Source organism: Allobosea sp. GW822-FHT03F07, from assembly GCF_058801345.1.
Genome location: NZ_JBXAND010000020.1, coordinates 13,231 through 39,369, shown reverse-complemented (window position 1 = coordinate 39,369; position 26,139 = coordinate 13,231). Strand labels below are relative to the sequence as shown.

Here is a 26,139-nt window from a genome sequence, read left to right as displayed (position 1 = left end):
GTCGGCCCCGCCAACCACGCCGGCAAGCGCGAGATCCTCGTCGAGACCGGAAGAGCGCGCGAAGACGAGGAGTGAGGAGCGAGCGGCATGCCTGGCCTTGCGGTTACGACATGCGGTCCTCAAATTGCCATCAGGATGCTGCAACCTCTGCGGTATCCGACGCGTTGAGCATCCGCGAGCCATGATGGCGGCGGGCCGGGCGCGAACCGTGTTTCCGGTCCGGTCGCGGATCGAAGCGGCATATCAATGGAGCGGGCCTGCTCATGACATCGACCCCGACCCTTCGGGTCAAGGCTGCCATGTTGACGCTGTTGGGCTGCGTCGCCCTTGCTGCACCGCTGGCGGCGCAGCCAATGCAGATTCAGCCGTCGAAACCCGCTGCCGCAAAGCCCGCTGTCGCGCGCGCCTTGCCGCTGCCGCCGATGCGCCCGGCCAATCTCGGCCTGCCGCGCCTTGCAGAGGCCTCCGCCGTGCAACCGGCAACCGCAGGCAACGCGGCTGCCGTCACTGCGACGGACGCGACCCGCCCTGCTCCCACGCCCGCCCGGGCCAAGACGACGGCTCCGGCGACCCGCGAGGAGGCGATCGAGCGGCTCAACGCCTATCTCAACAGCTTCGTCTCACTGCAGGGCAATTTCATCCAGCATGCGGCGGATGGCCGCCGCCTCGAAGGCCGAATCTACATTCAGCGTCCGGGCAAGATGCGGTTCGAATACGAGCCGCCCGCGACCATCGAGGTGATTGCGGACGGCACCTCCGTTGCCGTGCGCGACAAGCGGCTTGCGACGCAGGACATCTATTCGCTTGGCCAGACGCCGCTGAAGTTCCTGGTGCGCGAGCGCATGGATCTGGCGCGCGAAGGCACGATCACCGGCGCAGCCGTCGATGGCGACGTTCTCACGCTGCGCCTCGAGGACCGCTCCACCCTTGGCGGCACATCGAAGATCGCCCTCAAATTCGATCTGACCGCGAATGTCCTCAAGCAATGGGTGGTAGTCGATCCGCAGGGTTACGAGACCGCCGTCTCGCTCTACAACCTAGACACCCAGCGCCGGCCCGACGCCAAGAACTTCGTGATCGATTACCAGCGCAAACTCTGAACGATTCGCCGAAAAGCGCTTGAAGCGGCTTGCCTTTTTGGCCCCGGCGAACCAGTTTCCGGCACCCTTCTCGCCGGAACGTCTCAGTGCAACTCACCGTCACAAGCTGGAACATCAACTCGGTCAGGCTTCGGATCGGCATGGTCACCGATTTCCTGGCGACCCATGCGCCCGACATCCTCTGCCTTCAGGAAACCAAGACGCCCAACGAGCAGTTTCCGGGCAAGGCCTTCGAGAAGGCCGGCTATATCCATCAGGCCTTCATTGGCCAGAAGGGCTATAACGGCGTCGCGATCGTCTCGAAGCTGCCCTTCAGCGAACAGGACGCTATGGCGATGTGCGGCCGTAACGATGCCCGCCACATGACGGTGACGCTCGACAAGGCCGCAGGCGCTGCGGCCGGAGTCGCGATCCACAATTTCTACATTCCCGCCGGCGGCGACATTCCCGACCCCGCGAAGAACGACAAGTTCGCCCACAAGCTCGCCTTCCTCGACGAGATCGGCGTCTGGGGCATCGCCAGGCGGCCGACCGACCGGCCGGCCATCCTGCTCGGCGACCTCAACATCGCCCCCTACGAGCACGATGTCTGGAGCCACAAGCAGCTCCTCGACGTCGTCAGCCACACACCGATCGAGACCACGACGCTGGAGAAGCTGCGCTCCGAGCTCGGCTGGACCGACGCGGCGCGTGCGCTGCGCCCCGAGCCCGAGAAGCTATACAGCTGGTGGAGCTATCGCGCCGCCGATTGGGAAGCCTCGAATCGCGGCCGCCGGCTCGACCACATCTGGCTGTCGGACGCCCTCAAGCCGACGCTGCGCGACGTCACCTTCCTGCGTGAGGCCCGCGGCTGGGAACGCCCTTCCGACCACGTGCCGGTGACAGTGACGTTGGAGCTTTGAGGTTGGCGTCATGCTCGCCCACGCAGCGAGCATCAACGCTTGAACACAGTCCTCGACCAGTGAAGACGTAGATGGTCGGGACAAGCCCGATCATGACGCGAGAAGCGGATGCCTAGCCGCGGTCGATCGCGGTCAGCGCGTCTTGGACCGCGCTCAACTGGCCGACGAAGCCGCGCAGCCTCTCGCTGATCGCCGCCGCCACGGCCTCCGCCGAAGCGGGCGATTCGGCCAGGACGCGGCGCATCACACTGCGCGACAGCCGCATCACTTGCGTGGGTTCGCGCGCTATCGCCGTGACCGGCCGGGCAACCGATGTGAACAGGGCCATCTCGCCCATCAATGCGCCGGCCCCGACGATCTCTTCGGCCGGCCCGCCATCCTCCCGGCTGGTGAGCGCCACCGCTCCCGAAATGATCAGCACGGCACCATCCGACGGCTCGCCGACGCGGAACAGCACATCCCCGGCGCGCAGGATGCGGCTTTCCGCGGCGAAGGCGACGAGCCTCAGCGCATCGCGTTCCATCAGGCTCAGCAGGGGCTGCCGGGCCAGCAGGGCGATGTCGTCGTCGAGCGCCATAGGGCTTAGGGATTCAGCCGGTAGCCGCCGGCGTCCGTCACCAGCAGCCGGGCATTGCCCGGATCGGGCTCGATCTTCTGGCGCAGCCGGTAGATATGAGTTTCCAGCGTATGCGTGGTGACCTGGCTGTTATAGCCCCAGACCTCCTGCAGCAGCACCTCGCGCGCGATCGGCTTGCGCCCTGCGCGATAGAGAAAGCGCAGGATCGCCGTCTCCTTCTCGGTCAGCTTGGTCTTGGAGCCCTTCTCGCTGACGAGCAGCTTCGAGCCGGGATGAAAGGTATAGGGTCCGACCTGAAAGACCGCGTCCTCGCTCGCCTCATACTGCCGCAGATGCGCCCGGATGCGCGCCAGCAGCACGGCGAACTTGAACGGCTTGACGACATAGTCGTTCGCGCCGGCTTCCAGCCCGAGCACGGTGTCGGCGTCCGAGCCCTGCCCAGTCAGCATGATCACGGGGCTCTTGAAGCCGTTCTTCCGCATCAGCTTGACCGCCTCGCGCCCATCCATGTCGGGCAGGCCGACATCCATGATCGCGAGATCGATCCGCTCGGCCTGCACGGCTTTGACGGCCGCGGTCGCGGTTCCGGCCGTCGACAGCTTGAACTCCTCATAGAGGGCAAGCTGCTCCGCGAGCGCATCACGCAGGGTCTGGTCGTCATCGACCAGAAGGATATGATGGACGGCGGGCATGAAGCATCGTTCGCGCGAGAAGTGACACGACACCATGAGCCCGCTGAATCGCGACCGCAAGTCACGCCCAATGGAATTCCCGTGAGAAACCGTGATCCGCGGGCGCTTTGCCCGCGCCCTGGACGTCCCCGCAATCTGACGACGCTGCGCGTCTTCGCCTCCGTCCGCGACCGCAGCAAGGGCTTCCTGGTCGCCGGAGGCGCCGCCTTTCCCTGCGCGCTGGGCCGCTCCGGGATCGCGACCACGAAACGTGAGGGCGATGGCCACACGCCGCGCGCCTCTCTGCCGCTGCGCAGCGTGCTCTACCGGGCGGACAGGATCGGTCTTCCCCGCACCCTGCTGCCGCTGCGCGCCATCGCGCCGCGCGACGCCTGGTGCGACGATGCCGGCGACCGGCGTTACAACCGCATGATCGACCGGCCGCCCGGCGAAGCCGAGGAGCGCCTGACACGCGAGGATCACCTCTACGACGTCATCGTCGAGCTCGGCTGGAACGACGCCCCGGTCATCCGCGGCCGTGGCAGCGCGATCTTCTGGCATCTGGCGCGCCCGGGCTTTACCCCCACCGCCGGCTGCGTCGCGGTCGAAGGCCATGTCTTCGCGAAGGTGCTGCCCCGGCTGGCGCGAAACTGCAGGATTCTGGTCAGATAGAGGAAGCTGGATTAGGATGGCGCCGAGCACCGTCTCGACCATTCCTCCGGATCGGCCCGCCGGCCTCGCAGGCACCGTCCTGCGCCGTCGCCGCCGCCCTAATTCGAGACTTGCGATGACTGATACGGTTTCCACCGGCATCCGCTTCGGGCGGATCGCGGCGATGCTTCCCGTCGCAGAGATGGCCCGCGCCCACGACTTCTATGCAAATGCGCTGGGCTTCACCAAGACCTTCCAGAACGGAACGCCCGTCGGCTTCATGATCCTGAAGCGAGACGATGCCGAACTGCATCTGACGCTCCAGCCCGGACACAAGCCCGCACCCTTCAATGTCGCGCATATGATGGTTGAGGATATCGACGCCGTTCACGCGATCATCCGGGCGCGCGGGCTGCGCATCATCAAGGGCCTGCGCGACAAGGATTACGGCCTGCGGGCCTTCGTCTTCGAGGATCCAGACGGCAACCGCATCGATGTCGGCGAGCCGCTGAAGCCGTAAGCTCGGCATGCCCGGGCGGAACGAAGCGACGACCCGAGCATGACGCCGTACTAGCCCCGCGCGCCGAAGATCGCGCTGCCGACGCGCACATGCGTCGCGCCAAGCTGGATCGCCGCCTCGTAATCTGCGCTCATCCCCATCGACAGGCCGCGCAGGCCATGGCGAGCGGCGATCTTCGCCAGCAACGCGAAATGCGGCGAGGGCGGATCCTCTGCCGGTGGAATGCACATCAGCCCCTCGATCACCAGACCGTGATGCGTGCGGCAGAGGTCGAGGAAGGCGTCGACCTCGCTTGGGCTGACGCCGCCCTTCTGCGGCTCATCGCCGGTGTTGACCTGAACGAACAGCCTCGGTGCCTTGCCGCTGCGACCGATCTCGCGCGCCAGCTCCTTGGCCAGGCTCTCGCGATCCAGCGAATGGATCGCGTCGAACAGCTCGACCGCCTCCTTAGCCTTGTTGGACTGGAGCGGCCCGATCATGTGCAGTTCCGCGTCCGGAAAGCGCTCCTTCAGCCCGGGCCACTTCGCCTTGGCCTCCTGGACGTAGTTCTCACCGAAGACGCGCTGGCCCGCTTCCAGCGCCGGCAGGATGGCTTCGGCCGGCATCGTCTTGGAGACGGCGATCAGCGTCACCGATTCGGGCTCGCGCTCGAAATCCCGCGCCGCGCGCGCGATCGCAGCCCTGGTCGCGGCGAGTCGCGTAACCGTATCGCTCATCTGATGCCCTCTCATGCTCGGCGCGGCGTTGACCGCGTCGCCTCAATGGTGTCCTAGAGCATGATGCCGAAAAGTGGGAACCGGTTTTCGGACAACATCATGCGTTGAACTCTTGGGCGAGATCAGTGATCTCGCCTCGGCACCTCCGATCATGCAAGAATAGCCCGTCACCATGGCCGTCGAACGCTACAATCCCAAGGAATCCGAGCCGAAATGGCGTGCCGTCTGGCAGGAGCGGAAGCTCTTCGAGACGAGGAACGACGACCCGCGGCCGAGCTATTACGTCCTCGAGATGTTCCCCTATCCGTCGGGGCGCATCCATATGGGCCATGTCCGCAACTATGCGATGGGCGACGTCGTCGCGCGCTACAAGCGCGCCAAGGGTTTCGCGGTGCTGCATCCGATGGGCTGGGACGCCTTCGGCCTGCCGGCCGAGAACGCGGCCAAGCAGAAGGGCGTCCATCCGCGCGAATGGACCTATGCAAACATCGCGGCGATGCGCGCGCAATTGCAGTCCATGGGCCTGTCGCTCGACTGGAGCCGCGAGCTCGCAACCTGCGACCCCTCCTATTATCGCCACCAGCAGAAGATGTTCCTGGACTTCCTCAAGGCCGGTCTCGTCGACCGCAAGACCGCCAAGGTCAACTGGGATCCGGTCGACGAGACCGTGCTGGCGAACGAGCAGGTCATAGACGGTAAGGGCTGGCGTTCGGGCGCCCCGGTCGAGATCCGCGAGCTGACGCAATGGTTCTTCAAGATCACGGCCTATGGTCAGGAACTGCATGACGCGCTGGAGGGCCTGACCCGCTGGCCCGACAAAGTCCGCCTGATGCAGAAGAACTGGATCGGCCGCTCCGAAGGGCTGCTGATTCGTTTCGCTCTCGAATCGAACGCCTTCGGGCAGGCCGAGATCGAGGTTTACACAACTCGGCCCGACACGCTGTTCGGCGCCAGGTTCCTCGGCATCGCCCCCGATCACCCGCTCGCCAAGGCCGCCGCCACGAAGAATCCTGCCCTGCAGGCCTTCATCGAGGAATGCAAGCGCACCGGCACGGCGCAGGAGAATATCGACAAGGCCGAGAAACTCGGCTTCGACACCGGCCTGCGCGTCGCACATCCCTTTGATCCGTCATGGACTTTGCCGGTCTACGTCGCCAATTTCATCCTGATGGAATACGGCACGGGCGCGATCTTCGGCTGTCCGGCGCATGACCAGCGCGACCTCGACTTCGTCAACAAATACGGCCTCGGCAACACGCCCGTCGTCGCCCCCGAAGGCGTCGATCCCGCGAGCTTCGTCATCACCGACACGGCCTATGTCGACGATGGCCGCATGATCAATTCGCGCTTCCTCGACGGCATGACCATTCCGGAGGCGAAAGAAGAGGTCGCCCGCCGGCTGGAAGGCGAGACGCGCGGCAATCGCCCGGTCGGGGCCCGCAAGGTCAATTTCCGCCTGCGCGACTGGGGTGTTTCGCGCCAGCGCTATTGGGGCTGCCCGATCCCGGTGATCCACTGCTCCGATTGCGGCACGCTGCCTGTCCCCGACGCCGATCTGCCGGTGAAGCTGCCCGACGATGTCTCCTTCGACAAGCCCGGCAACCCGCTCGACCATCATCCGAGCTGGAAGCATGTCGCCTGCCCGCAATGCGGCGGGGCTGCGCGGCGCGAAACCGACACGATGGACACCTTCGTCGATTCGTCCTGGTATTTCGCCCGCTTCACCGATCCGTGGCGGACCGAGAGCCCGACCGACCGTCCGGTCGTCGACCGCTTCCTGCCGGTCGACCAGTATATCGGCGGCGTCGAGCACGCGATCCTGCACCTGCTCTATTCCCGCTTCTTCACCCGCGCCATGAAGGCGACCGGCCATGCCGGGCTGGAAGAGCCCTTCGACGGCATGTTCACGCAGGGCATGGTGGTCCACGAGACCTATCGCGATGCTGCCGGAAACTGGGTCGAGCCCGGCGATGTCCGCATCGAGGGCACCGGCGCCGAGCGCAAGGGCTTCCAGGTCGACACCGGCGCGCCGATCGAGATCGGTGCGATCGAGAAGATGTCGAAGTCCAAGAAGAACGTCGTCGATCCCGACGACATCATCGCTTCCTACGGCGCCGACACCGCCCGCTGGTTCATGCTGTCGGACTCCCCGCCCGACCGCGACGTGATCTGGACGGACGAGGGCGTGCAGGGCGCGGCGCGCTTCGTGCAGCGTCTCTGGCGCCTGCTCGGCGAGATCGCCGAGCGGACCGGCAACGAGGCGCCTCGGCCGGCGAGCTTCGGCGAGGCCGCGGAAAGCCTGCGCAAAGCCGCCCACCGCGCCCTGGACGCTGTCGGCAACGATATCGAGCGCCTCGGCTTCAACCGTTGCATCGCCCATGTCTACACGCTGACCAACGCCATCGGTAAGGCGCTCGATGCGGCGGCCGAGGAGGCGGCCTTGGCTCCGGATATCGCTTTTGCGCTGCATGAAGCCGGCGTGATCGTAACCCAACTCGTTGCGCCGATGATGCCGCATCTCGCCGAGGAATGCTGGCAGGCACTCGGCCAGGAGGGTCTGGTCGGCGAGGCCGCCTGGCCGCAAGCCGAGGCTGCCCTGCTCAAGGACGACAGCATCGTCCTGCCGGTGCAGGTCAACGGCAAGAAGCGCGCGGAGGTGACGGTGCCGGCCGATGCGGATACGGTGGCTGTCGAGGCCCTGGTCAGGGCATCCGAGATTGTCACCAAGGCGCTTGACGGCCGCGAGATCCGGAAGATCATCGTCGTGCCCGGGAGAATCGTGAATGTCGTCGTCTGAAGCCGCCAAGCGCGAAGCCTCACACCCGAGCCGCCGCGCGATGCTGGCAGCCGCGCTCGGCGCCGCTGCGCTGGCTGGTGGCTGCTTTCAGCCGCTCTATGCCGAAAACACCCGCAGCGTCACCGGCGGCAGCATCAAGGATGCGATGAAGGAGGTCGAAGTTCCCGAAATCAAGGGGCTGATCGGCCATTATCTGCGCAACGAACTCGTCTTCGAGCTCGACGGCGGCGGCGAGCCCGATCGCGCCAAGCGGCTGAAGTTCAACACCAGCATCGCGGAATCCGTCGAGGTCGTGACGGTCGACTACCAGAATGGCCGGGCCGATTCTGCGGTTCTCGTGGCGACGGCGAATTGGACCGTGACAGAAATTGCCTCCGGCAAGGTCGTTTCCAAGGGCATTAATATCGTTCGGGCACCCTATGAGCGATCCTCCCAGCGCTTCGCGACGGTACGAGCGGCCCGCGACGCCCAGATCCGCGCCGCAAAGAACCTGGCCACCCTGATTCGCGGGCAGATGGCCGCCGACCTCGTCGCCGGCTGACCGCGCGGAAATATCCCATGGTCGCCCTCAAGGCGCATGAAGCCGACCGCGCGCTGGCAAGGCTCGATCCGGCCTACCGGCTCGTCCTGTTCTACGGGCCCGATGCCGGCCTGGTTTCGGAGCGCGCGGCAGCCTTGGCGCGGGCCAATGTCGATGACGCTGAGGATGCTTTCCAGCTCGTCCGCATGAGCGGCGACGATATCGCCTCCGATCCGCTCAAACTCGTCGATGAGGCCAATACGATCGGTCTGTTCGGCGGGCGGCGGGCGATTCGGGTCTCGCCGACGTCGAAGGCTTTACTGGCCGCCGTCGAGCCTTTGCTGGCAACGCCCTCGAAGGATGCCATCGTTATCGTCGAGGCCGGCGATCTCCAGCGCAGCAACCCGCTTCGGACGGCCTGTGAGCGCGCCCGCACGGCGCTGGCCGTGCCCTGCTATGGAGACGCCGCGCGCGATCTCGGCGGCATCATCGACGAAATGGTTCGCAGTGCGGGCAAGAGCATCGACCGGGCGACGCGCGATCATCTCGCCGGGCTGCTCGGTGGCGACCGGCAGACGTCGCGCCGCGAGGTCGAGAAGCTGCTGCTTTATGTCGGGACCGAAACGACGATCGGCATTGCTCATGTCGACGCCATTGTCGGCGACACCGCCCAACGCGAGCAGGCCATGCTGGTCGATGCAGTGTTCTCGGGAAAGCTCCCGGCCCTCGACCTCGCCCAGGCCAAGCTCGCCGGCGAGGGGCTGGACCCTGGCGTGATGCTCGGAACCGTCCTGCGGCACGCGCTCTCGCTTCTGAAGGCTCGACAGGGAATAGATGCTGGCCGCAGCGCCCGCGACATGGTGGCGACGATGCGGCTGCCCTATCCGCGCATTGCAGCCACAGAAGCCGCCCTTGCCGTCTGGACGAGTGCGAAGCTCATGGAAGCCGTGAATTTGCTCGGCAATGCGACGCTGGCCGCTAGGCGCGACGGAGAACTGGGCAAGGCCGGCGCGACGCGGGTCCTCTGGACGCTTGCGAGGATGGGCCGCGCCGGATCGCGTGGCGACTGAACTCAATCTTTCAAGCGGCGGCAGAGCGCGTCGAGCTGCTCGAGCGTCTTGTAGCTGATCTTCATTTCGCCCCCGCCATTCGCGCGATGCGCGATCGAGACGGACAGCCCCAGCGCCTCCTCGAGCGCCTTTTCGACCGCCCGCGTATCGGGATCCTTGTCAGGCTTCGGCTTCGCGGTGATGCCTTTGCTCTCGCCGCGCGATTCCCCCTGCACGATCCGCTCGATGTCACGGACGCTGAGGCCCTCATCGACGATCTTGCGCGCCATCAGTTCCGGATCCGAAACGGATAGCAACGCCCGCGCATGGCCGGCTGACACGGCCCCTTCGCTGACCATCTGGCGAACGGACTCGGGCAGCTTTGACAGCCGTAGCGTATTGGCGACATGGCTGCGGCTCTTGCCGATCACCCGGGCGAGGTCGTTCTGGGTGTAGTTGAACTCGGCGATCAGCCGCTCATAGCCGGCAGCCTCTTCGATCGCGTTGAGATCGGTCCGCTGGACGTTCTCGACGATCGCGATCTCGAGCGCTTCGCGATCATCGGCCTCGACCAGGATCACCGGCACGTCATGCAGACCGGCACGTTGTGCCGCCCGCCAGCGCCGTTCGCCGGCGATGATCTCATAGGCGTCGAGCATGCCGACGATCTGTCGAACGATGATCGGCTGAAGGATGCCGCGCTCGCGCACCGAAGCCGTCAACTCCTCGAGGTCGTCCTCGACGAAGTTGCGGCGGGGATTGCGCGCGCTCGGCCGCAGGAACTCGACGGGCACGCGACGCTGGCCACGAGCCCGTTCGAGCGCGCCAATTTCCTCGCCGACATCGCCGATCAGCGCTGCCAGGCCCCGGCCCAGGCGTGAACGCCCCTGTTCTTCGGCCATTGCCATCCTCGTCAACCTCTACGCGAAAATAGGAGTCAGGCCGCCGCGCGCAGCGTGCGCTCGCGACGGATCACTTCGGAAGCCAGCTTCAGATAGGCCTGCGAACCCGAGCAGCGCAGATCGTAGAGCAAGGCCGGCTTGCCATAGGACGGCGCCTCGGAGACCCGGACATTGCGCGGAATCACGGTCTCATAGACCTTGTCGCCAAGGAATTCGCGCACATCGGCCATCACCTGGCCGGAGAGATTGTTGCGCGGGTCGTACATGGTCAGCACCACGCCCTGGATGATCAGGCGCGGATTGAGTCCGGCCCGCACCTGCTCGACCGTCTTGAGCAATTGACTCAAGCCTTCCAGCGCGAAGAACTCGCATTGCAGCGGCACCAGCACGGCGTCGGCCGCGGTCATCGCATTGATCGTGATGAGACTGAGTGAGGGCGGGCAATCGATCAGCACATAGGTCAGATCGGAGCAACGCTGGTCGAAGACCAGCTCATCGATCGCGTTCTTCAGCCGATGCGTTCGATCCTTGGAAGCCGCGATCTCGAGTTCGACGCCGAGAAGATCGAGCGTCGATGGGGCCAGGAACAAGCCCGGAACAGCCGTCTCTTGCAGCGCCTGCCCCAAGCCCACATCACCACAGAGCACGTCATAGGTGGACGACTTGCGACTCCGGCGATCGACGCCGAGCCCGGTCGAGGCGTTGCCCTGCGGATCCAGATCGACGATCAGCACCTTCTCGCCGATAGCGGCGAGCGCGGTGCCGAGATTGATCGCGGTCGTCGTCTTGCCGACGCCACCCTTCTGATTCGCGAGGGCCAGCACGCGCGGGCGGCGCGGCGTGGGAATAGGCGTAAGATCGGTCATTGATCGGCCCGTTTCTCGGCCGCGCGAACCATCAGGATCCGGGCGGCGCCATCCGTGACGGAGGAAACCGTTGATGCCTGAATCTTCCAATATCTGGATGACTCCGTCAATTCCGTATCTAGATGTTGTCCCTTGGGAAAGAGTCCGAGCGTCCCTGTTCTCAACAGCTCTTTACACCATTCGAGAAGCTGCGGCAGCGGCGCGAGCGCGCGCGCGGTAACGACATCGACCTGGCCGACGAAATCATCGACGACATCCTCGATCCGGGCGGCGTGAACCGTCACGGGAGCGCCGGTCAAACGGGCCGCATGGCGAAGGAAAGCGCATTTGCGGCTGTTGCTTTCGACGAGATGGATATGTCCACTGGGCTTTTCCGCCAAGCAGATGCCGATCACCAATCCCGGAAAACCACCGCCGGAGCCCAGATCGAGCCATCGCGGCGCCTCGGGCGCCAATGCGTGGATCTGAAGCGAATCGGCGATATGGCGCGTCCAGACATCGCCAAGTGTCGTCGATGACACGAGATTCTTTGCAGTCTGCCAGCGGGCCAACTCCGACACCAACAGGCTCAGGCGCTCCTCTGTTTCACGTGAAACAGGCGTCAAGCGCAAAGCGCGCTCGCGGTCGGCATTATCAACAGTCATGAAGTCAGGCCGCAGGCTGAGTGGCGCGAGATTGACGGCTGCGTCGCGCATGCGCCGCCAGCAAAGTCAAGGCCGCAGGCGTCATGCCCTCGATCCGCCCGGCCTGCGCCAGATCGGCCGGCCGCTCGCTGAGGAGTTTGGCCTTGAGCTCGTTCGACAATCCGGAAATGGCATCGAGGTCGAGATCATCCGGAACCTTCAGCGCCTGATCGCGCTGATAGGCAGCGATCTCCGCCGACTGCCTGTCCAGATAGACCGCATAGACGGCATCTGCCGTGACCCGCGACGCGATCGCTGGCGCGTAGTTAGCGAGATCGGGCCAAATAGCCGTCAGGCGCTCGAAACCGACATCGGGATAGGACAGAATCTGGTAGGCGTTTCGCCGCACGCCGTCGCGGTTGAGCTGAAGACCAACGTGCTCGGCCTGTTGCGGCGTCACCCAAAGCGCTTGGAGCCGCGCCCGCAGGCTTTCGATCGCAGCGCTTCGTTCTGAGAAAACCGCCTGCCGCCGCGATCCGACGATCCCTAGCGAGGATCCGAGCATCGTCAAACGCTCATCGGCATTGTCCACCCGCAGCGACAGGCGAAACTCGGCCCGCGAAGTGAACATTCGATACGGCTCCGTAACGCCCCGCGTCACGAGATCGTCGACGAGCACGCCGATATAGGAAGAGGTCCGCTCGAGCACGACCGGCTCGGCCCCTCCGGCCCTTCGCGCGGCGTTCAGGCCAGCGAACAAGCCCTGAGCGCCGGCTTCCTCATATCCGGTGGTACCGTTGATCTGCCCGGCAAGAAACAGCCCGGCGACGGCGCGGGTCTCCAGCGTGTTACGCAAGGAGCGCGGATCGACAAAGTCGTATTCGATCGCATAGCCCGGCCGCAGCATCGTGGCGCGCTCCAACCCAGGGATCGTCGCCAGCAATCCGAGCTGCACATCTTCCGGCAGCGAGGTCGAAATCCCGTTCGGATAGACGGTGTCGTCATCCAACCCCTCGGGTTCCAGGAAGATCTGATGCCCGTCGCGATCGCCGAAACGCCCGACTTTGTCTTCGATCGATGGACAATAGCGTGGGCCGCGCCCCTCGATCTGGCCGGAGAACATCGGCGCCCTGTGCAGATTGGCGCGGATCAGATCATGCGTCGCCAATGTGGTCCGGGTGATGCCACAGGAGATCTGCGGCGTGGTGATCGCCGCCGTCAGGGCGGAGAACGGCTCGGGCGGATCGTCGCCGGCCTGCATCTCCAGCGCCGCCCAATCGATGGTGCGGCCTTCGAGCCGCGGCGGCGTGCCTGTCTTGAGCCGCCCCAGCGGAAAGCCATGGCGCTCCAGCGTCGCCGACAGACCCAGCGACGGCGCCTCGTCGACCCGCCCCGCCGGAATCTTGGCCTCGCCGATGTGGATGAGACCCCGTAGAAATGTGCCCGTGGTCAATACGACCGTTCCGGTCGCGAATCGACGCCCATCGGCCATCAACACGGCCGCAACGCAGCCATCGGCGATGTCCAGGTCGAAGACTTCGCCCGCAACGATGTCGAGATTCGCCTGCTCGGCCAGCAGATCCTGCACGGCCTGGCGATAAAGCTTGCGATCGGCCTGGGCGCGTGGGCCCCGCACCGCCGAGCCCTTGCGGCGGTTCAGCATCCGGAACTGGATGCCGGCCCGGTCCGCCGCCCGCGCCATGACGCCGTCGAGCGCGTCGATCTCGCGCACGAGATGGCCCTTGCCCAGCCCGCCGATCGCAGGGTTGCACGACATCACGCCGATCGTCTCGATCCGGTGCGTGATCAGAGCGGTTCGCGCTCCGTAGCGCGCCGCAGCCGCCGCGGCCTCGACGCCGGCATGGCCGCCGCCCACGACGATCACATCGTAACGGGTCTCGACAGGTTCACTGGACATGGCCGATCGCTAACGAAGCCTGTCCCATGGGTCAATGATTATCGGATTGGCGGCGGTCGGAGGTCGTACGCCGGCAACGCAAGAGGCCTCATTTGCCGATGCAGAACCCGGCGAAGAGCTGGTCCAGGACATCCTCGACATCGACCCGGCCCATCAGCCGCTCGAGCGCGATAACCGCAAGACGAATATCTTCCGCCAGGAGTTCGGCCTGACCATGCGCTGCTATGACGGCCCGCTCCAGCGCCCGGATTGCCTCGCTCACAGCGGCGCGATGGCGCTCGCGAGTGAGCAAGGCCGGCTCCGGCGCGGACAGGGCCACCAGCCGCTCGACGATCGTCGTCAGCAAGGCATCAAGGCCTTCGCCAGTCGCGACCGAGATCGGCAATTCGCCAGGAATCGTCGACCCTGCGAGATCCGCCTTGGTCGCGATGGCCAACGACACGGCATCGCGATGGATTCGATCCGGCTCCGAATCGATCGCTCTGAGACTCAGGACCAGATCGGCACGCTCGACCAGCGCGCGCGCCCGACGAACCCCCTCGGCTTCGATTGCATCGACGCTATCCCGCAATCCCGCCGTATCGATCAGCACGACCGGCAGACCTGACAGGTCCAGCCTGACCTCGATCGCATCCCGCGTCGTCCCCGCCACCGGCGAAACGATGGCAACGTCGCGGCGGGCCAAGGCATTCAACAGGCTCGACTTGCCGGCATTGGGCGGGCCGGCGAGAACGACCACAAAACCCTCGCGCACGCGCTCGCCCATATCGAAGCTTCCGAGCGCAGACCGCAATTCCGCCAACACCGCGGCAGCGCCAGCCAGTCCTTGCTCCGCCAGGGGACCAGAGACATCGCCTTCATCGGAGAAATCAATCTCGGCCGCCAGCAATGCCATGACCTCTACGAGACGCTGACGCCAGCGCACGACAGCGTCCCCGAGCGCGCCCTCCATCTGGCGGAGCGCCTGACGGCGCTGCCATTCCGTCTCCGAATCGATCAGGTCGGCCAAGCCTTCGACCGCGGCGAGGTCGAGCTTGCCAGCCTCGAAGGCACGGCGCGTGAATTCGCCGGGCTCCGCCAGACGCACATCGGGCAGGGCGCAGAGCACCGCCAGCAGTCGTGTCAGCACGGCACGCGAGCCATGGACATGAAGCTCGGCGACGTCTTCGCCGGTAAAGCTCGCGGGCCCCGAAAAATACAGCACGAGTGCGCTGTCGATGACTTCGCCAAGACCGTCGCGTAGCCGGCGGAGCGTAGCGTGGCGCGGCTCCGGGACAGCTCCAGCAATCGTTTCGAGCACGAATCGGACGCGAGGGCCCGACACCCTGACGACGGCGACGCCGGCGCGGCCAGGTCCCGATGACAGCGCTACGATCGTGGAATGAGGGTCAGGCCCGGCCATACCTCAACTCGCAGTTGGAAAGCCTGCGGATGATGGATCACCTACGACGCGAGCCGGTTGCATCGACCCAGCGGAACGGCATGGGTCGGTACGACACGGCGCGACGGGTCTGATCTCCCAGGGAAGGCCGAGCCCGGCACCCCCAGGACATACGCAGTTCGTCACGCCTGCGAATCGATGTTCAGATCGCATCGCCGGAACGCGTCGCGCTTTGACGCCACCGTCACGTGTTCATCGAGTCGAAGAAGTCCGCGTTCTGCTTGGTCTGGCGGAGCTTGTCCATCAGGAACTCGATCGCGTCCTGCGGTCCCATCGGGTTGAGGATGCGGCGCAGCACATAGGTCTTGGCCAGCACATCCTTCGGCGTGATGAGCTCTTCCTTGCGGGTGCCCGACTTGAGGATGTCGATCGCCGGGAAGATGCGCTTGTCCGAAACCTTACGGTCGAGAATGATCTCCGAGTTGCCGGTGCCCTTGAACTCTTCGAAGATGACTTCGTCCATGCGGCTGCCCGTATCGATCAGCGCGGTTGCGACGATCGTCAGCGAACCGCCTTCCTCGATATTGCGAGCCGCGCCGAAGAAGCGCTTCGGCCGCTGCAGCGCATTGGCGTCGACACCGCCGGTCAGCACCTTGCCGGAGGACGGCACCACCGTGTTGTAAGCGCGCCCGAGACGCGTGATCGAATCGAGCAGGATGACGACGTCGCGGCCATGCTCGACCAAGCGCTTGGCCTTCTCGATCACCATCTCCGCCACCTGGACATGGCGCGTCGCCGGCTCGTCGAAGGTCGAGGACACGACCTCGCCCTTCACCGAGCGCTGCATGTCCGTGACTTCCTCGGGCCGCTCGTCGATCAGCAGCACGATAAGGTAGCATTCCGGATGGTTGGTCGTGATCGACTGCGCGATGTTCTGCAGCAGCACGGTCTTGCCGGTGCGCGGCGGCGCGACGATCAGCGCGCGCTGGCCCTTGCCGATCGGCGCGACGATATCGATGACGCGGGCCGAGAAATCCTTCTTGACCGGCTCGGCGACTTCCATGCGCAGGCGCTCGTCGGGATAGAGCGGTGTCAGGTTGTCGAAATTGATCTTGTGCTTGATCCGCTCGGGATCCTCGAAGTTGATCGTGTTGACCTTGAGCAGCGCGAAATAGCGCTCGCCATCCTTGGGTCCCCGGATCGGACCTTCGACCGTATCACCAGTGCGCAGGCCGAATTTCCGAATTTGCGTCGGCGAGACATAGATATCGTCGGGGCCGGGCAGATAGTTCGAATCCGGCGAGCGCAGGAAGCCGAAGCCATCGGGCAGGACCTCGACCACGCCTTCACCGAGAATCTCGGTTTCCTTCGCCGCGAGCTGCTTCAGGATCGCGAACATCAGCTCCTGCTTGCGCATCGTGCTGGCGTTCTCGACCTCGAGCCCCTCGGAAAAAGCGAGCAGTTCGGTCGGCGATTTGACCTTGAGGTCTTGGAGTTTGATTTCCCGCATGGGGCACCCGGATCGTAAATGTCGCGGCACGAACGGCCGAGACCAGGACGGTAATGGAATGATCGACAGGCCCGGACGGACGGCGCGGAAGTTGCGCGCCACGAGCGGCTGCTACGGCAGTCGGCTCACGAACCATCGACAACAGGGAGAACGCTGGAGAAGCGCATGCTCCTGATAGCCGGAATCGTCGCACCGCTCAAGCGGGAAACGCGAGATCCTCAGAACGGCTTGACGACCACCAGAATGACGATGCCGACCATCAGGACCGCCGGCACCTCGTTGATGATCCGGTAGAAGCGGGCCGACTTCGTATTGCGGTCATTGGCGAAGTCGCGAACGCGACCCACCAGATAGCCATGGATACCCGAAAGGATCACGACCAGCAGGATCTTGCCGTGCAGCCAGCCGCCCTTGAAGCCGAATGCCGCCCAGGCGAGATAGAGCCCGAGTACCCAGGTGAGGATCATCGCGGGGTTGATGATCCCCTTCAGGAGCCGGCGCTCCATGATCTTGAAGGTCTCAGATTGGATCGAGCCGACCGCCGATTCGGCGTGGTAGACCATCAATCGCGGCAGATAGAGCATGCCGGCCATCCAGGAGATCGCCGCCAGGACGTGGAAGGCCTTGATCCATTCATACATCGCGCCGCCGCTCCATGGTTCCAATCCTGCCCATCTCTTACGACCGCACCGCGGCCAGCAGCCGCTCGACATGCGCGATTGGCGTATCCGGCAAGATGCCGTGGCCGAGATTGAACACGAAAGGACCACCGCCAAACGCCGAACGCACGGCCGCGACCTCGCGCTCGAGCTCGGGGCCGCCAGCGCGCAGCACGAGCGGATCGAGATTACCCTGGACCGGCACGAGCGACTGGATCTCGTCGCGTGCGAAGCTACGGTCCATATCCGACTCTAGCCCGACGGCATTGACACCGGTTGCCTGCACATAACCCGGCACGAGCCGACCGGCACCGCGTGGAAAGCCGATGATCCGCGCCTTGGGATGGCGGACGCGCACGCCTTCGACAATCACCTTTGTCGGAGTGATACACCAGCGCTCGAAATCCTCCGGCCCCAGCGACCCCGCCCAACTATCGAAAATCTGGACCGCATCGACGCCGGCATCGATCTGCGCGCAGAGATAATCAATCGAGGCCTCGACGATCCGGTCAATGATCTCTTGGAATAGCGCCGGGTCGCTCGTGAACAGGGCTTTGGCGGGCCCTTGATCGGGCGTACCGCGTCCGGCCACCATATAGGTCGCGACCGTCCAGGGTGCACCGCAGAACCCGATGAAGGCCGTCTCCTTGGGCAGGGATGCCCGAACGCGCCGGACGGTCTCGATGACCGGCGCCAGCAGGTTGGCGTCGGCGTGCTCGTGTATCTCGCCAAGCCTCTTCGCGTCGGCGACGGGTTCGAGCCGCGGACCTTCGCCCTCCACGAACCAGAGCTTCTGTCCGAGTGCCTGCGGTACGACGAGGATATCGGAGAACAGGATCGCCGCATCGAAGCCGAAGCGTCGGATCGGCTGCAAGGTCACCTCGGCAGCCCATTCGGGATTGTAGCAGAGCGCAAGGAAGCTGCCGGCCTTGGCGCGAAGCTCGCGATACTCCGGCAGATAGCGCCCTGCCTGACGCATCATCCAGATCGGAGGAGTCTTCAGGGTTTCGCCTGAGAGCACACGCAGAAAGGCCGGCTCGTCCTGTGTCGCGGTGCTCATCGGTCCTCCATCCCGATCTCTCTTAAATATGATTCTTGAGAGAGAATCTTCTTCTTTGACTCTTGGATGGGGGCAGATAGCCCGGCGCAGCTTTGTCCACAACGGGTCCACAGGACGCAGGTCGCCGACGCGAGCGCCGCGACAAGGCAAGGGGACCCGTTAACGGTTTATTAACCCATCGGAATCCGGCCTGGCGGAGTCACCCGCCAAAATGATTCACGTGAAACACTCCTGGCCCGCCCCACAGGGTCCGGCCTGTTGACGAAATCTTAAGGTTATACAGAGGCGTCGCGCCGGCTCCCGAACCCGCCCCTTTGTCCCCAGTCCTCCCCAGGCTTCGCGGACCGGCGACCCTCTCGCCAGCATCGCCTGAACGACGACCGGCATTCTCGACAACCGGCGAATTTGCTTTGGCGGCCCGGCGGGCTAGAGGTGGCTGACGCCGCACCGACCCGGGAGCCACCGTGGCCCGCAATTACTTCCACCTCCACCTCGTCTCGGACGCGACCGGCGAGACCCTGATTGCGGTGAGCCGTGCCGCGGCCGCGCAATATGAGAGCGTCTCGGCGATCGAGCATGTCTATCCGCTCGTCCGCTCGGAGGCGCAGCTCGCCCGCGTGCTCGCCGAGATCGAGGCCTCGCCGGGCGTCGTGCTGTATACGTTGGTCGAGCCGGAATGGTCGCAGCGCCTGGAGAATTTCTGCCGTGAGCTCGGCTGCCCCTGTCTTTCGGTGCTCAACCCGGTGCTGGCACTGTTCCAGTCCTATCTCGGTCAGGCCTCTGCGCCTCGGCCTGGCGCGCAGCACGTTCTCAACGCCGAATATTTCCGACGCATCGACGCGATGAACTACACGTTGCTGCATGATGACGGCCAACTTGGCGGCGATCTCGAAAGCGCCGACATCATCCTCGTCGGCATCAGCCGGACCTCGAAGACCCCGACCTCGATCTATCTCGCCAATCGCGGCATCAAGACCGCCAACATCCCATTGGTTCCGAACGTACCGTTGCCGGCCGAACTTGAGCACATCAAGAAGCCGCTGATCGTCGGCCTCGTCGCCAGCGCCGATCGCATCGTCCAGATCCGCCAGAACCGGCTGCTGTCACTCAGGGCTGACGACGAGACACCTTACGTCGATCCGGCCTCCGTGGCCGACGAGGTGGCGCAGTCGCGCAGACTTTGCGCCCGAAAAGGCTGGCCGGTGATCGATGTCACCCGGCGCTCGATCGAGGAGACGGCGGCCTCGATCCTCGATCTCCTGCGCGACCACCGCATGAAGTTCATCGCGACATGAAAAAGGCATCGACGCTCTGGCTCGCTGCCGAGCCCCTGCTGCTGGCTTCAGGCAGTCTGACACGGCGCGATATGCTGGTGTCGGCCGGCATCCCGGTGCAGGTCGCGCGGCCGGACATCGACGAGCGCGCCATCGAGGCACCGCTCGTGGCCGCGGGCTCTCCGCGCGACGCCGTGGCGGCAGCGCTCGCCTGCGCCAAGGCCCTGGTCGTCTCGCAGGCGAATCCAGGCCGTCTCGTGCTCGGCGCCGACCAAACCCTGATCTGCGACGGCGAAGCTTTCCACAAGCCCGAGACAGTGATGGCAGCCGCCGACCAACTCGCCGCTTTGGCCGGCCGAACCCATGAGCTGCACAGCGCCTTCGTCCTGGCCAAGGATGGCGCGCCCGTCGTCGACGGCATCTCCGTCGCGCGCCTCACCATGCGCGATATGTCGCCGGACTTCATCATCAGCTATCTCGACGCGGTTGGAAAAACCGCTCTGTCCAGTGTCGGCGGCTATCAGATTGAGGGTATGGGCGCCCAGCTTTTCGAGATTATCGAGGGTGACCATTTCACCATTCTCGGCCTGCCGCTTTTCGCCGTACTCGCGGGCCTGCGCGATCTCGGTGTTCTCGCCCGCTGAATTTAACGGACTGACCATGCCTCCCCGCTGCTTCATCATCGGCCATCCCGTCGCTCATTCGCGCTCGCCGCTCATGCACGGAACCTGGCTTGCGGAACATCGGCTCGCCGGCAGCTATGAACGCATTGATGTCGCTCCGGGCGATCTTCCGGCCTTCGTCGAGCGCCTGCGTGCCGGCGAATTCGCCGGCGGCAACGTGACCGTACCGCACAAGGAAGCGATGCTGCCACTGATCGACGAGGTCAGCGAAGCTGCACGCGCGATCGGCGCCGTCAACACGCTCTGGCGCGAGGGCGCCCGCATCTGCGGCGACAATACCGATGTCTCCGGCTTCCTGGCCCATCTCGATGACAAGGCGCCTGGCTGGGACGAGCGCGTTCGCACGGTGCTCTTGCTGGGCGCCGGCGGCGCCGCGCGGGGCATTGCCTTCGGGCTCAAGGCGCGCGGCGTCGACCGGATCATCTTGGTCAATCGCAACCGCGCGCGGGCCGACGGCCTTGCGGCTGCGCTCGGCGCTCCGCTGGAGGCAGCGGATTGGGCGCAACGCAACGCCCTCGTCGGACAGGCGGATTTGATCGTCAATACCACCGCGCTCGGCATGCACGGCCAGCCGCCGCTCGATCTCGACCTGACGCTTCTGCGCCCCGGCACGATCGTCGACGACATCGTCTATGTGCCGCTGACGACGCCGCTGCTCGTCGATGCCGAACGTCGCGGAGGCGTGTCGGTAGATGGGCTCGGCATGCTGCTGCATCAGGCGGTTCCAGGCTTCGCGCGTTGGTTCGGCGTGACACCTGCCGTCACACCGGCGCTGCGGGCCAGGCTGGAAGCCGATATTCTCAAGGACTGATTCGACAAAGCTAGCCGATTGTCCGGCTGACACGGGCCTTCACGCGATGACCTTCATCCTCGGCCTCACGGGTTCGATCGGCATGGGCAAGTCCACGACCTCCGGCCTGTTCCGGGAGCGCGGCATCCCGGTCCATGATGCCGATGCCTCCGTGCATGGTCTCTATCGCGGGGGGGCCGTCCGACCGATCGGCGAGGCCTTCCCGGGCGTCGTCGTCAACGGCGTGGTCGACCGGCCGAGCCTGTCCGCGGCGGTGCTCGGCAAGCCCGAAGCGCTGCGCCACCTGGAGGCCATCATCCATCCGCTGGTGCGCGCGGAGGAGGAGGCCTTCCTGCGCCGCTGCCGGGATGCGGGCGCAGGGCTCGCGGTGCTCGACGTGCCGCTGCTGCTGGAGACGGGAGCCGAAGGTCGCTGCGATGCCGTGCTCGTCGTCAGCGCGCCGGCCGAGGTGCAGCGCCGGCGCGTTCTCGCCCGGCCGGAGATGACGGAAGAGAAGCTCGCCGCGATCCTCGCCCGCCAGATGCCGGACGCCGAGAAGCGCCGTCGCGCCCATTTCATTGTGGACACCTCCCGGGGCGTGCTGGCCGCGCGCCGGCAGGTCGGTTCTATCCTGAGCGTGCTCGCCGGCCGGCCGGGCAGGGGTTCGCGGAAGGCGGCGGAAGAGCATGCGTGAGATCGTTCTGGACACCGAGACCACGGGCGTCGAAGCCAATAACGGCGACCGCATCGTCGAGATCGGCTGCGTCGAGCTGGTCAATCACTGCCCGACCGGTCGCACCTTCCACGTCTACATCAACCCCGAGCGCTCGATGCCGGTCGAGGCCTTCAACGTCCACGGCCTGTCGGAAGCGTTCCTGTCCGACAAACCGGTCTTCGCCGCCGTCGCGCAGGACTTCGCGGAGTTCATCGCCGGCGCGAAGCTGGTGATCCACAACGCCGCCTTTGACGTCGGCTTCATCAACATGGAGTTCAAGCGGCTCGGCTTGCCGCCGATCGAGCAGAATTTCGTGGTCGACACGCTCTCGATGGCACGCCGCAAGCATCCCGGCGCCTCGAACAGCCTGGACGCCCTCTGCGCGCGCTACGGCATCGACAACAGCCGCCGCACCAAGCACGGCGCCCTGCTCGATTCCGAGATCCTGGCCGAGGTCTATATCGAGCTCATCGGCGGGAAGCAGGCCTCGCTCGTGCTCGGTTCCACCGATGCCGGCCGCGGTGGCCTCGCCGGCATCGTCGTCGAACGTCCGCAAAGGCTGCGGCCTCTGGCGCCGCGGCTGGACGAAGCTGCAACCGCGGCCCATGAGGCCTTCATCCGCTCGCTGGGCAAGGCCCAGCTCTGGCGCGGCTATCTCGGCATCGCCGAGGAAGGCTGAGCCGGGGCTACTCGCCCCGTTTCTGCGACGCGCGTCGTGACAGCATGTTCAGCCCCTCGATCACCGCCGAGAACGCCATCGCAGCGTAGATGTAGCCCTTGGGCACATGCGCGCCGAAGCCTTCGCCGATCAGCGTGCCGCCGATCATCAGCAGGAAGCCGAGCGCCAGCATCACGATGGTCGGATTCCGCTCGATGAAATGCGCCAGCGGATCGGCCGCGAGCAGCATCACCAGAACTGCGACGACGACAGCGATGACCATCACGGGAATGTGGTCGGTCATGCCGACGGCCGTGATGATCGAGTCGATCGAGAACACCAGGTCGAGCAGCAGGATCTGGAAGATCACGCCGCCGAAGGTGACGGCGGCGGCCCGGCCGCCGTCGAAGACGTCCGGACCGTGATTCACATCGACCTTGTGGTGGATCTCGGTCGTCGCCTTCCAGACCAGGAAGAGGCCGCCGCCGATCAGGATCAGATCGCGCCAGGAAAAGGCCTTGCCGAAGACCGAGAAGATCGGCGCGGTGAGCTGGACGATGATCGCGACGGTGCCGAGCAAGGCGAGTCGAAGGATCAGCGCCAGTCCGATGCCGATCCTGCGGCCGCGCGAGCGCTGATGCTCGGGCAGCTTGTTGGTCAGGATCGAGATGAAGATCAGGTTGTCGATGCCGAGCACGACCTCCATGGCGATCAATGCGCCGAGCGCAGCCCAGACTGCGGGGTCGGCGGCAAGCGTCATAAGGTAGTCCATCGGTCCTCCAACATCATGAAAATGGCGGGCGGCCTTGTGGCCGTCCGCCTGTTGATCTTGGTCGACATGGAGAGCCCATCTGCCGATCACAAGGGCAAGGCGAGAAGAACGGCGCTGTCGTGGGCATGAAAAAGGGCCCCGAAGGGCCCTTTTGGATCGGTCGGATTGTCGCAGGCGGCTCAGGCCTGCGGCGCGCCCTGCTGGGCCTGGAATTCCTGCATGCGCTGCTGGAACAGCGCCGCGAAGTCGATCGGTGGCACATAGAAGGGCGGGAAGCCGCCGTTTTGCACGGCCTCGGCGATGATCTGCCGGGCGAAGGGAAAGAGCAGCCGGGCGCAGTCGATTACCAGCACCGGGTGGACATGCTCCTGCGGAACATTGAGCAGGCGGAACACGCCGCCATAGCTCAGATCGAAGGCGAACAGCGTCTCGCCATTGATCTCGGCCTTGCCCTCGAGCTGCAGCACGGTCTCGTAGTCGTTGTCGCCGAGCGCATTGCTCGACACGTTGACCTGCAGCGACATCTGCGGGCCTTCCTGGGTCTGTTGCTGGCCGAGACCGCGCGGCGCCTTCGGGTTCTCGAAGGAGAAGTCCTTTGTATACTGGATCAGGGCGCTCATGCTCGGTGCAGCATCGCCGGCACCGTTGCCGTTGGGGAGTTCGTTGGCCATCGGTCCCATCGCTTCTGGCAGGCTGTCTCGGGAAATCCCGCGCCGGTCTAAGGCATTCGGGACTGCGCTCCGCTCTCCGGTTCGACGCGGGCGTCGGCTATCATGGACGACAACGCGGCACAAGAAGCCGCCTTCACAAGCAGGGGGGTGGATGTTACGAGCCTAGCTTACCATATGACGCATGGCAGTGCTCCCTGCGGGAACCGCTGACGTAATGCCGCGACTGGAGCTTCGGGTCAGTTTTCGATGCAAAATTCCTTCGACGTGACGACTCTGGTCTTCCTGGCTCTGGCCGTTTTCGTCGCCTGGAAGCTGCGCTCCGTGCTCGGCCAGAAGACCGGCAACGAGCAGCCGCCGGCCGATCCGTTCTCGCGTCGCGAGACGCCGCCGCTGCGGCCCGACCAGGCAGCCCCCGCCGATGCCAAGCGCGACAATGTCATCCGCCTGCCGGGCGCCGCCAATGATCCTGCCGCGGGCGCGCCGCCGGCCGCTGACCGTTGGAAGGACATCGCCCCCGCGGACTCGCCGATCATCGCCGGCATCGACGCGATCGTCCGGCAGGAGCCCGGCTTCGATCCGCGCGATTTCCTCGGCGGCGCCAAGGCGGCCTATGAGACCATCGTCACCGCCTTCGCCCGCGGCGACCGCAAGATACTCAAGAGCCTCCTCGCCAAGGAGGTCTATGAGGGCTTCGAGCATGCGATTACCGATCGCGAGAAGCGCGGCGAGAAGGCGGAGTCCAATTTCGTCTCGATCGACAAGGCCGAGATCACCGGCGTCGACGTCAAGGGCAAGACGGCGCAGGTTACCATCGCCTTCGTCTCTCAGCTCATCAGCGTGACCCGTGACGCGCAGGGAACGGTCGTCGACGGCAGCGCCGACGCGGTTTCCGAGGTCAACGACATCTGGACCTTCTCGCGCCAGCTCGGCAGCCGCGACCCCAACTGGCTCCTGGTCGCCACCGAATCCGCCGCGTGATCCGTGGCGCCGGTGTCGGACTGGCGCTGCTCGCAGCTTGCTGGGCGCCCGTGAGCGCGATGGCTGCCTCTCCCCCGCCTTTGCCCCCCGGGGCCAGCGCCGAATCCCTGGCGCCCGCCAGGGTCGACGGCTGGGCCGATGACGACCATCGCGCCGCCTTCACCATCTTCGCGCGCGGCTGCCAGGCCGAGCCGCCGCTGAGAGCCTCCGTCGCCGTCCCCGCTGCGCTCGCCGCGATCTGCGAGCATGCCCGCCGCCTGTCCTCGGCCGGGCCGGTCGGACGCGCGGCGGCGAGGGTTTTTTTCGAGCGGCATTTCTCGTTCTGGCGGATCCGCCCGTCCGCCGGCGCGGCAGGCTTCATGACCGGCTATTTCGAGCCCGAATTCGAGGGCTCGCTGACCCGCTCCGAGCGTTATCCGACGCCGCTCTATGGCCGCCCGCCCGAGCTGGTGACGCGGATGCCGGGCGATGACTGGCCCGGCCTGGACGCGGCGCTTTCTGCGGCACGCCGCACGACCAAGGGGCTCGAGCCCTTTCCAGACCGCACCGCGATCGAGACCGGCGTCCTCGACGGTCGCAACCTCGAAATTCTCTGGATGCGCGATCCCGTCGATCGCTTCGTCCTGCAGGTGCAGGGCTCCGGTCGCATCCGCCTTCCCGATGGCTCGGTGACGCGACTCGTCTATTCCGGCCGTAACGGCCATGCCTATACCTCGCTCGGCCGTGTCCTCAGCGAGCGCGAGGGCATCCCTCCCGCCGAGATGACGATGGATCGTCTGATCGCGCGCCTGAAGGCGGATGCAGGCTTCGCCCGTGACCTGATCAGGCTGAACCGCTCCTTCGTCTTCTTCGCCCGTCGCGACGATCTTCCTGCGCATTCCGGCCCGATCGGGGGCGCGGGCCTGCCGCTGACGCCGCTGCGCAGCATCGCGATCGATCGCAACGTCTGGCCTTACGGGCTCCCGGTCTGGATCGACGCGACCGTGCCGGACGATGCCGGCGGAACGGAACGGTTGGCGCGACTGATGATCGCGCAAGACACTGGCTCGGCGATTCTTGGCCCGGCCCGCCTCGATCTCTTCGTCGGTTCGGGTGCGAAGGCCGGCCATCGCGCCGGGCTGATCCGCCACCCCGTCGATTTCGTCGTCCTTTGGCCGAAACCGTCCGGTCGATAGC

The 26,139-nt window shown here is 65.4% G+C and carries 27 protein-coding genes; 14 read left to right on the top strand and 13 right to left on the bottom strand.

Translation table 11 applies throughout. From position 1 onward, the window contains the following. The first annotated feature begins 263 nt into the window (after nt 1–263). Nucleotides 264–1,100 (top strand): LolA family protein, encoded by an 837-nt coding sequence (locus AC1RMY_RS26040; RefSeq protein WP_492869577.1) that lies wholly within the window; start codon nt 264–266, stop codon nt 1,098–1,100. Between the two features lie 86 nt (nt 1,101–1,186). Further along, entirely contained in the window at nt 1,187–2,002 is an 816-nt protein-coding gene (gene xth, locus AC1RMY_RS26035; protein WP_492869575.1) for an exodeoxyribonuclease III, read from the top strand. A gap of 112 nt (nt 2,003–2,114) precedes the next feature. On the opposite strand, the gene AC1RMY_RS26030 is transcribed toward xth, so the two are convergent. Further along, nucleotides 2,115–2,579, bottom strand: coding sequence for a cyclic nucleotide-binding domain-containing protein (locus tag AC1RMY_RS26030; RefSeq protein ID WP_492869573.1), 465 nt, complete (start codon nt 2,577–2,579; stop codon nt 2,115–2,117). Nucleotides 2,580–2,584: 5 nt separating this feature from the next. After that, nucleotides 2,585–3,271 carry a response regulator transcription factor gene (locus AC1RMY_RS26025; protein ID WP_492869571.1) on the bottom strand — a complete coding sequence of 229 codons (687 nt, stop codon included), beginning with the start codon at nt 3,269–3,271 and terminating at the stop codon, nt 2,585–2,587. Between the two features lie 81 nt (nt 3,272–3,352). Here AC1RMY_RS26025 and AC1RMY_RS26020 point away from each other — a divergent pair, with 81 nt between their 5' ends. Both AC1RMY_RS26020 and AC1RMY_RS26015 read left to right on the top strand, forming a co-directional pair. Continuing rightward, nucleotides 3,353–3,922 (top strand): L,D-transpeptidase family protein, encoded by a 570-nt coding sequence (locus AC1RMY_RS26020; protein ID WP_492869569.1) that lies wholly within the window; start codon nt 3,353–3,355, stop codon nt 3,920–3,922. 115 nt (nt 3,923–4,037) lie between these two features. Beyond that, the gene (locus tag AC1RMY_RS26015) at nt 4,038–4,421 is read left to right on the top strand and encodes a glyoxalase superfamily protein (protein ID WP_492869568.1); all 384 of its coding nucleotides are present in this window, start codon (nt 4,038–4,040) and stop codon (nt 4,419–4,421) included. Between the two features lie 50 nt (nt 4,422–4,471). Here the strand turns inward: AC1RMY_RS26015 and AC1RMY_RS26010 are convergent, their stop codons facing one another. Further along, nucleotides 4,472–5,137, bottom strand: coding sequence for a YggS family pyridoxal phosphate-dependent enzyme (locus AC1RMY_RS26010; RefSeq protein WP_492869566.1), 666 nt, complete (start codon nt 5,135–5,137; stop codon nt 4,472–4,474). Nucleotides 5,138–5,309: 172 nt separating this feature from the next. Between AC1RMY_RS26010 and leuS the strand changes: the two genes are divergently transcribed. Genes leuS through holA form a run of 3 tightly spaced genes read left to right on the top strand, consistent with a single transcriptional unit; the run spans nt 5,310 to nt 9,524 of the window. After that, nucleotides 5,310–7,934, top strand: a complete 2,625-nt coding sequence (gene leuS, locus AC1RMY_RS26005; RefSeq protein WP_492869564.1) for a leucine--tRNA ligase — start codon at nt 5,310–5,312, stop codon at nt 7,932–7,934. Then, entirely contained in the window at nt 7,921–8,475 is a 555-nt protein-coding gene (locus AC1RMY_RS26000; protein WP_492869562.1) for a hypothetical protein, read from the top strand. Before leuS ends, AC1RMY_RS26000 begins: the two co-directional genes overlap by 14 nt. A 17-nt stretch (nt 8,476–8,492) precedes the next feature. Next, nucleotides 8,493–9,524 carry a DNA polymerase III subunit delta gene (gene holA, locus AC1RMY_RS25995; RefSeq protein WP_492869560.1) on the top strand — a complete coding sequence of 344 codons (1,032 nt, stop codon included), beginning with the start codon at nt 8,493–8,495 and terminating at the stop codon, nt 9,522–9,524. A gap of 2 nt (nt 9,525–9,526) precedes the next feature. Here the strand turns inward: holA and AC1RMY_RS25990 are convergent, their stop codons facing one another. From AC1RMY_RS25990 to hemE, 8 genes are all read right to left on the bottom strand, one after another. Beyond that, nucleotides 9,527–10,405: a ParB/RepB/Spo0J family partition protein gene (locus tag AC1RMY_RS25990; protein WP_492869558.1), complete on the bottom strand. Its 879-nt coding sequence runs from the start codon at nt 10,403–10,405 to the stop codon at nt 9,527–9,529. Between the two features lie 35 nt (nt 10,406–10,440). Beyond that, a complete protein-coding gene (locus AC1RMY_RS25985; protein ID WP_492869557.1) occupies nt 10,441–11,271 on the bottom strand; it encodes a ParA family protein in 831 nt (276 codons plus the stop codon). Next, on the bottom strand, nt 11,268–11,915 hold the full coding sequence (gene rsmG / locus AC1RMY_RS25980) for a 16S rRNA (guanine(527)-N(7))-methyltransferase RsmG (RefSeq protein WP_492869579.1): 648 nt from the start codon (nt 11,913–11,915) through the stop codon (nt 11,268–11,270). The genes AC1RMY_RS25985 and rsmG overlap by 4 nt, the downstream gene beginning before the upstream one ends. Nucleotides 11,916–11,919: 4 nt before the next feature. Continuing rightward, a complete protein-coding gene (gene mnmG / locus AC1RMY_RS25975) occupies nt 11,920–13,812 on the bottom strand; it encodes a tRNA uridine-5-carboxymethylaminomethyl(34) synthesis enzyme MnmG (protein WP_492869555.1) in 1,893 nt (630 codons plus the stop codon). Nucleotides 13,813–13,900: 88 nt separating this feature from the next. Further along, nucleotides 13,901–15,214, bottom strand: coding sequence for a tRNA uridine-5-carboxymethylaminomethyl(34) synthesis GTPase MnmE (gene mnmE, locus AC1RMY_RS25970; protein WP_492869553.1), 1,314 nt, complete (start codon nt 15,212–15,214; stop codon nt 13,901–13,903). A 223-nt stretch (nt 15,215–15,437) separates the two neighbouring features. Next, entirely contained in the window at nt 15,438–16,703 is a 1,266-nt protein-coding gene (gene rho, locus AC1RMY_RS25965) for a transcription termination factor Rho (RefSeq protein ID WP_492869551.1), read from the bottom strand. A 218-nt stretch (nt 16,704–16,921) separates the two neighbouring features. Then, complete coding sequence (gene hemJ / locus AC1RMY_RS25960) at nt 16,922–17,416, bottom strand: protoporphyrinogen oxidase HemJ (RefSeq protein WP_492869550.1); 495 nt, start codon at nt 17,414–17,416, stop codon at nt 16,922–16,924. Next, on the bottom strand, nt 17,382–18,422 hold the full coding sequence (hemE, locus tag AC1RMY_RS25955) for a uroporphyrinogen decarboxylase (RefSeq protein WP_492869548.1): 1,041 nt from the start codon (nt 18,420–18,422) through the stop codon (nt 17,382–17,384). The genes hemJ and hemE overlap by 35 nt, the downstream gene beginning before the upstream one ends. Nucleotides 18,423–18,886: 464 nt before the next feature. On the opposite strand from hemE, the gene AC1RMY_RS25950 reads away from it, so the two are divergent. Genes AC1RMY_RS25950 through dnaQ form a run of 5 tightly spaced genes read left to right on the top strand, consistent with a single transcriptional unit; the run spans nt 18,887 to nt 22,563 of the window. Further along, entirely contained in the window at nt 18,887–19,717 is an 831-nt protein-coding gene (locus AC1RMY_RS25950) for a pyruvate, water dikinase regulatory protein (RefSeq protein ID WP_492869546.1), read from the top strand. Next, nucleotides 19,714–20,340 carry a Maf family protein gene (locus tag AC1RMY_RS25945; protein ID WP_492869544.1) on the top strand — a complete coding sequence of 209 codons (627 nt, stop codon included), beginning with the start codon at nt 19,714–19,716 and terminating at the stop codon, nt 20,338–20,340. The genes AC1RMY_RS25950 and AC1RMY_RS25945 overlap by 4 nt, the downstream gene beginning before the upstream one ends. A gap of 16 nt (nt 20,341–20,356) precedes the next feature. Beyond that, nucleotides 20,357–21,190, top strand: a complete 834-nt coding sequence (locus AC1RMY_RS25940; protein ID WP_492869542.1) for a shikimate dehydrogenase — start codon at nt 20,357–20,359, stop codon at nt 21,188–21,190. A 46-nt stretch (nt 21,191–21,236) separates the two neighbouring features. Next, entirely contained in the window at nt 21,237–21,863 is a 627-nt protein-coding gene (coaE, locus tag AC1RMY_RS25935; protein WP_492869540.1) for a dephospho-CoA kinase, read from the top strand. Next, complete coding sequence (gene dnaQ / locus AC1RMY_RS25930; RefSeq protein ID WP_492869538.1) at nt 21,856–22,563, top strand: DNA polymerase III subunit epsilon; 708 nt, start codon at nt 21,856–21,858, stop codon at nt 22,561–22,563. Before coaE ends, dnaQ begins: the two co-directional genes overlap by 8 nt. A 7-nt stretch (nt 22,564–22,570) precedes the next feature. On the opposite strand, the gene AC1RMY_RS25925 is transcribed toward dnaQ, so the two are convergent. Further along, nucleotides 22,571–23,314 (bottom strand): TerC family protein, encoded by a 744-nt coding sequence (locus AC1RMY_RS25925; protein WP_492869537.1) that lies wholly within the window; start codon nt 23,312–23,314, stop codon nt 22,571–22,573. Nucleotides 23,315–23,493: 179 nt separating this feature from the next. Next, complete coding sequence (gene secB, locus AC1RMY_RS25920) at nt 23,494–23,985, bottom strand: protein-export chaperone SecB (protein WP_492869535.1); 492 nt, start codon at nt 23,983–23,985, stop codon at nt 23,494–23,496. A 246-nt stretch (nt 23,986–24,231) separates the two neighbouring features. Here secB and AC1RMY_RS25915 point away from each other — a divergent pair, with 246 nt between their 5' ends. Continuing rightward, entirely contained in the window at nt 24,232–24,963 is a 732-nt protein-coding gene (locus AC1RMY_RS25915; RefSeq protein WP_492869533.1) for a Tim44/TimA family putative adaptor protein, read from the top strand. Between the two features lie 59 nt (nt 24,964–25,022). Then, nucleotides 25,023–26,138: a murein transglycosylase A gene (mltA, locus tag AC1RMY_RS25910; protein ID WP_492869532.1), complete on the top strand. Its 1,116-nt coding sequence runs from the start codon at nt 25,023–25,025 to the stop codon at nt 26,136–26,138. Nucleotide 26,139 lies beyond the last annotated feature (1 nt).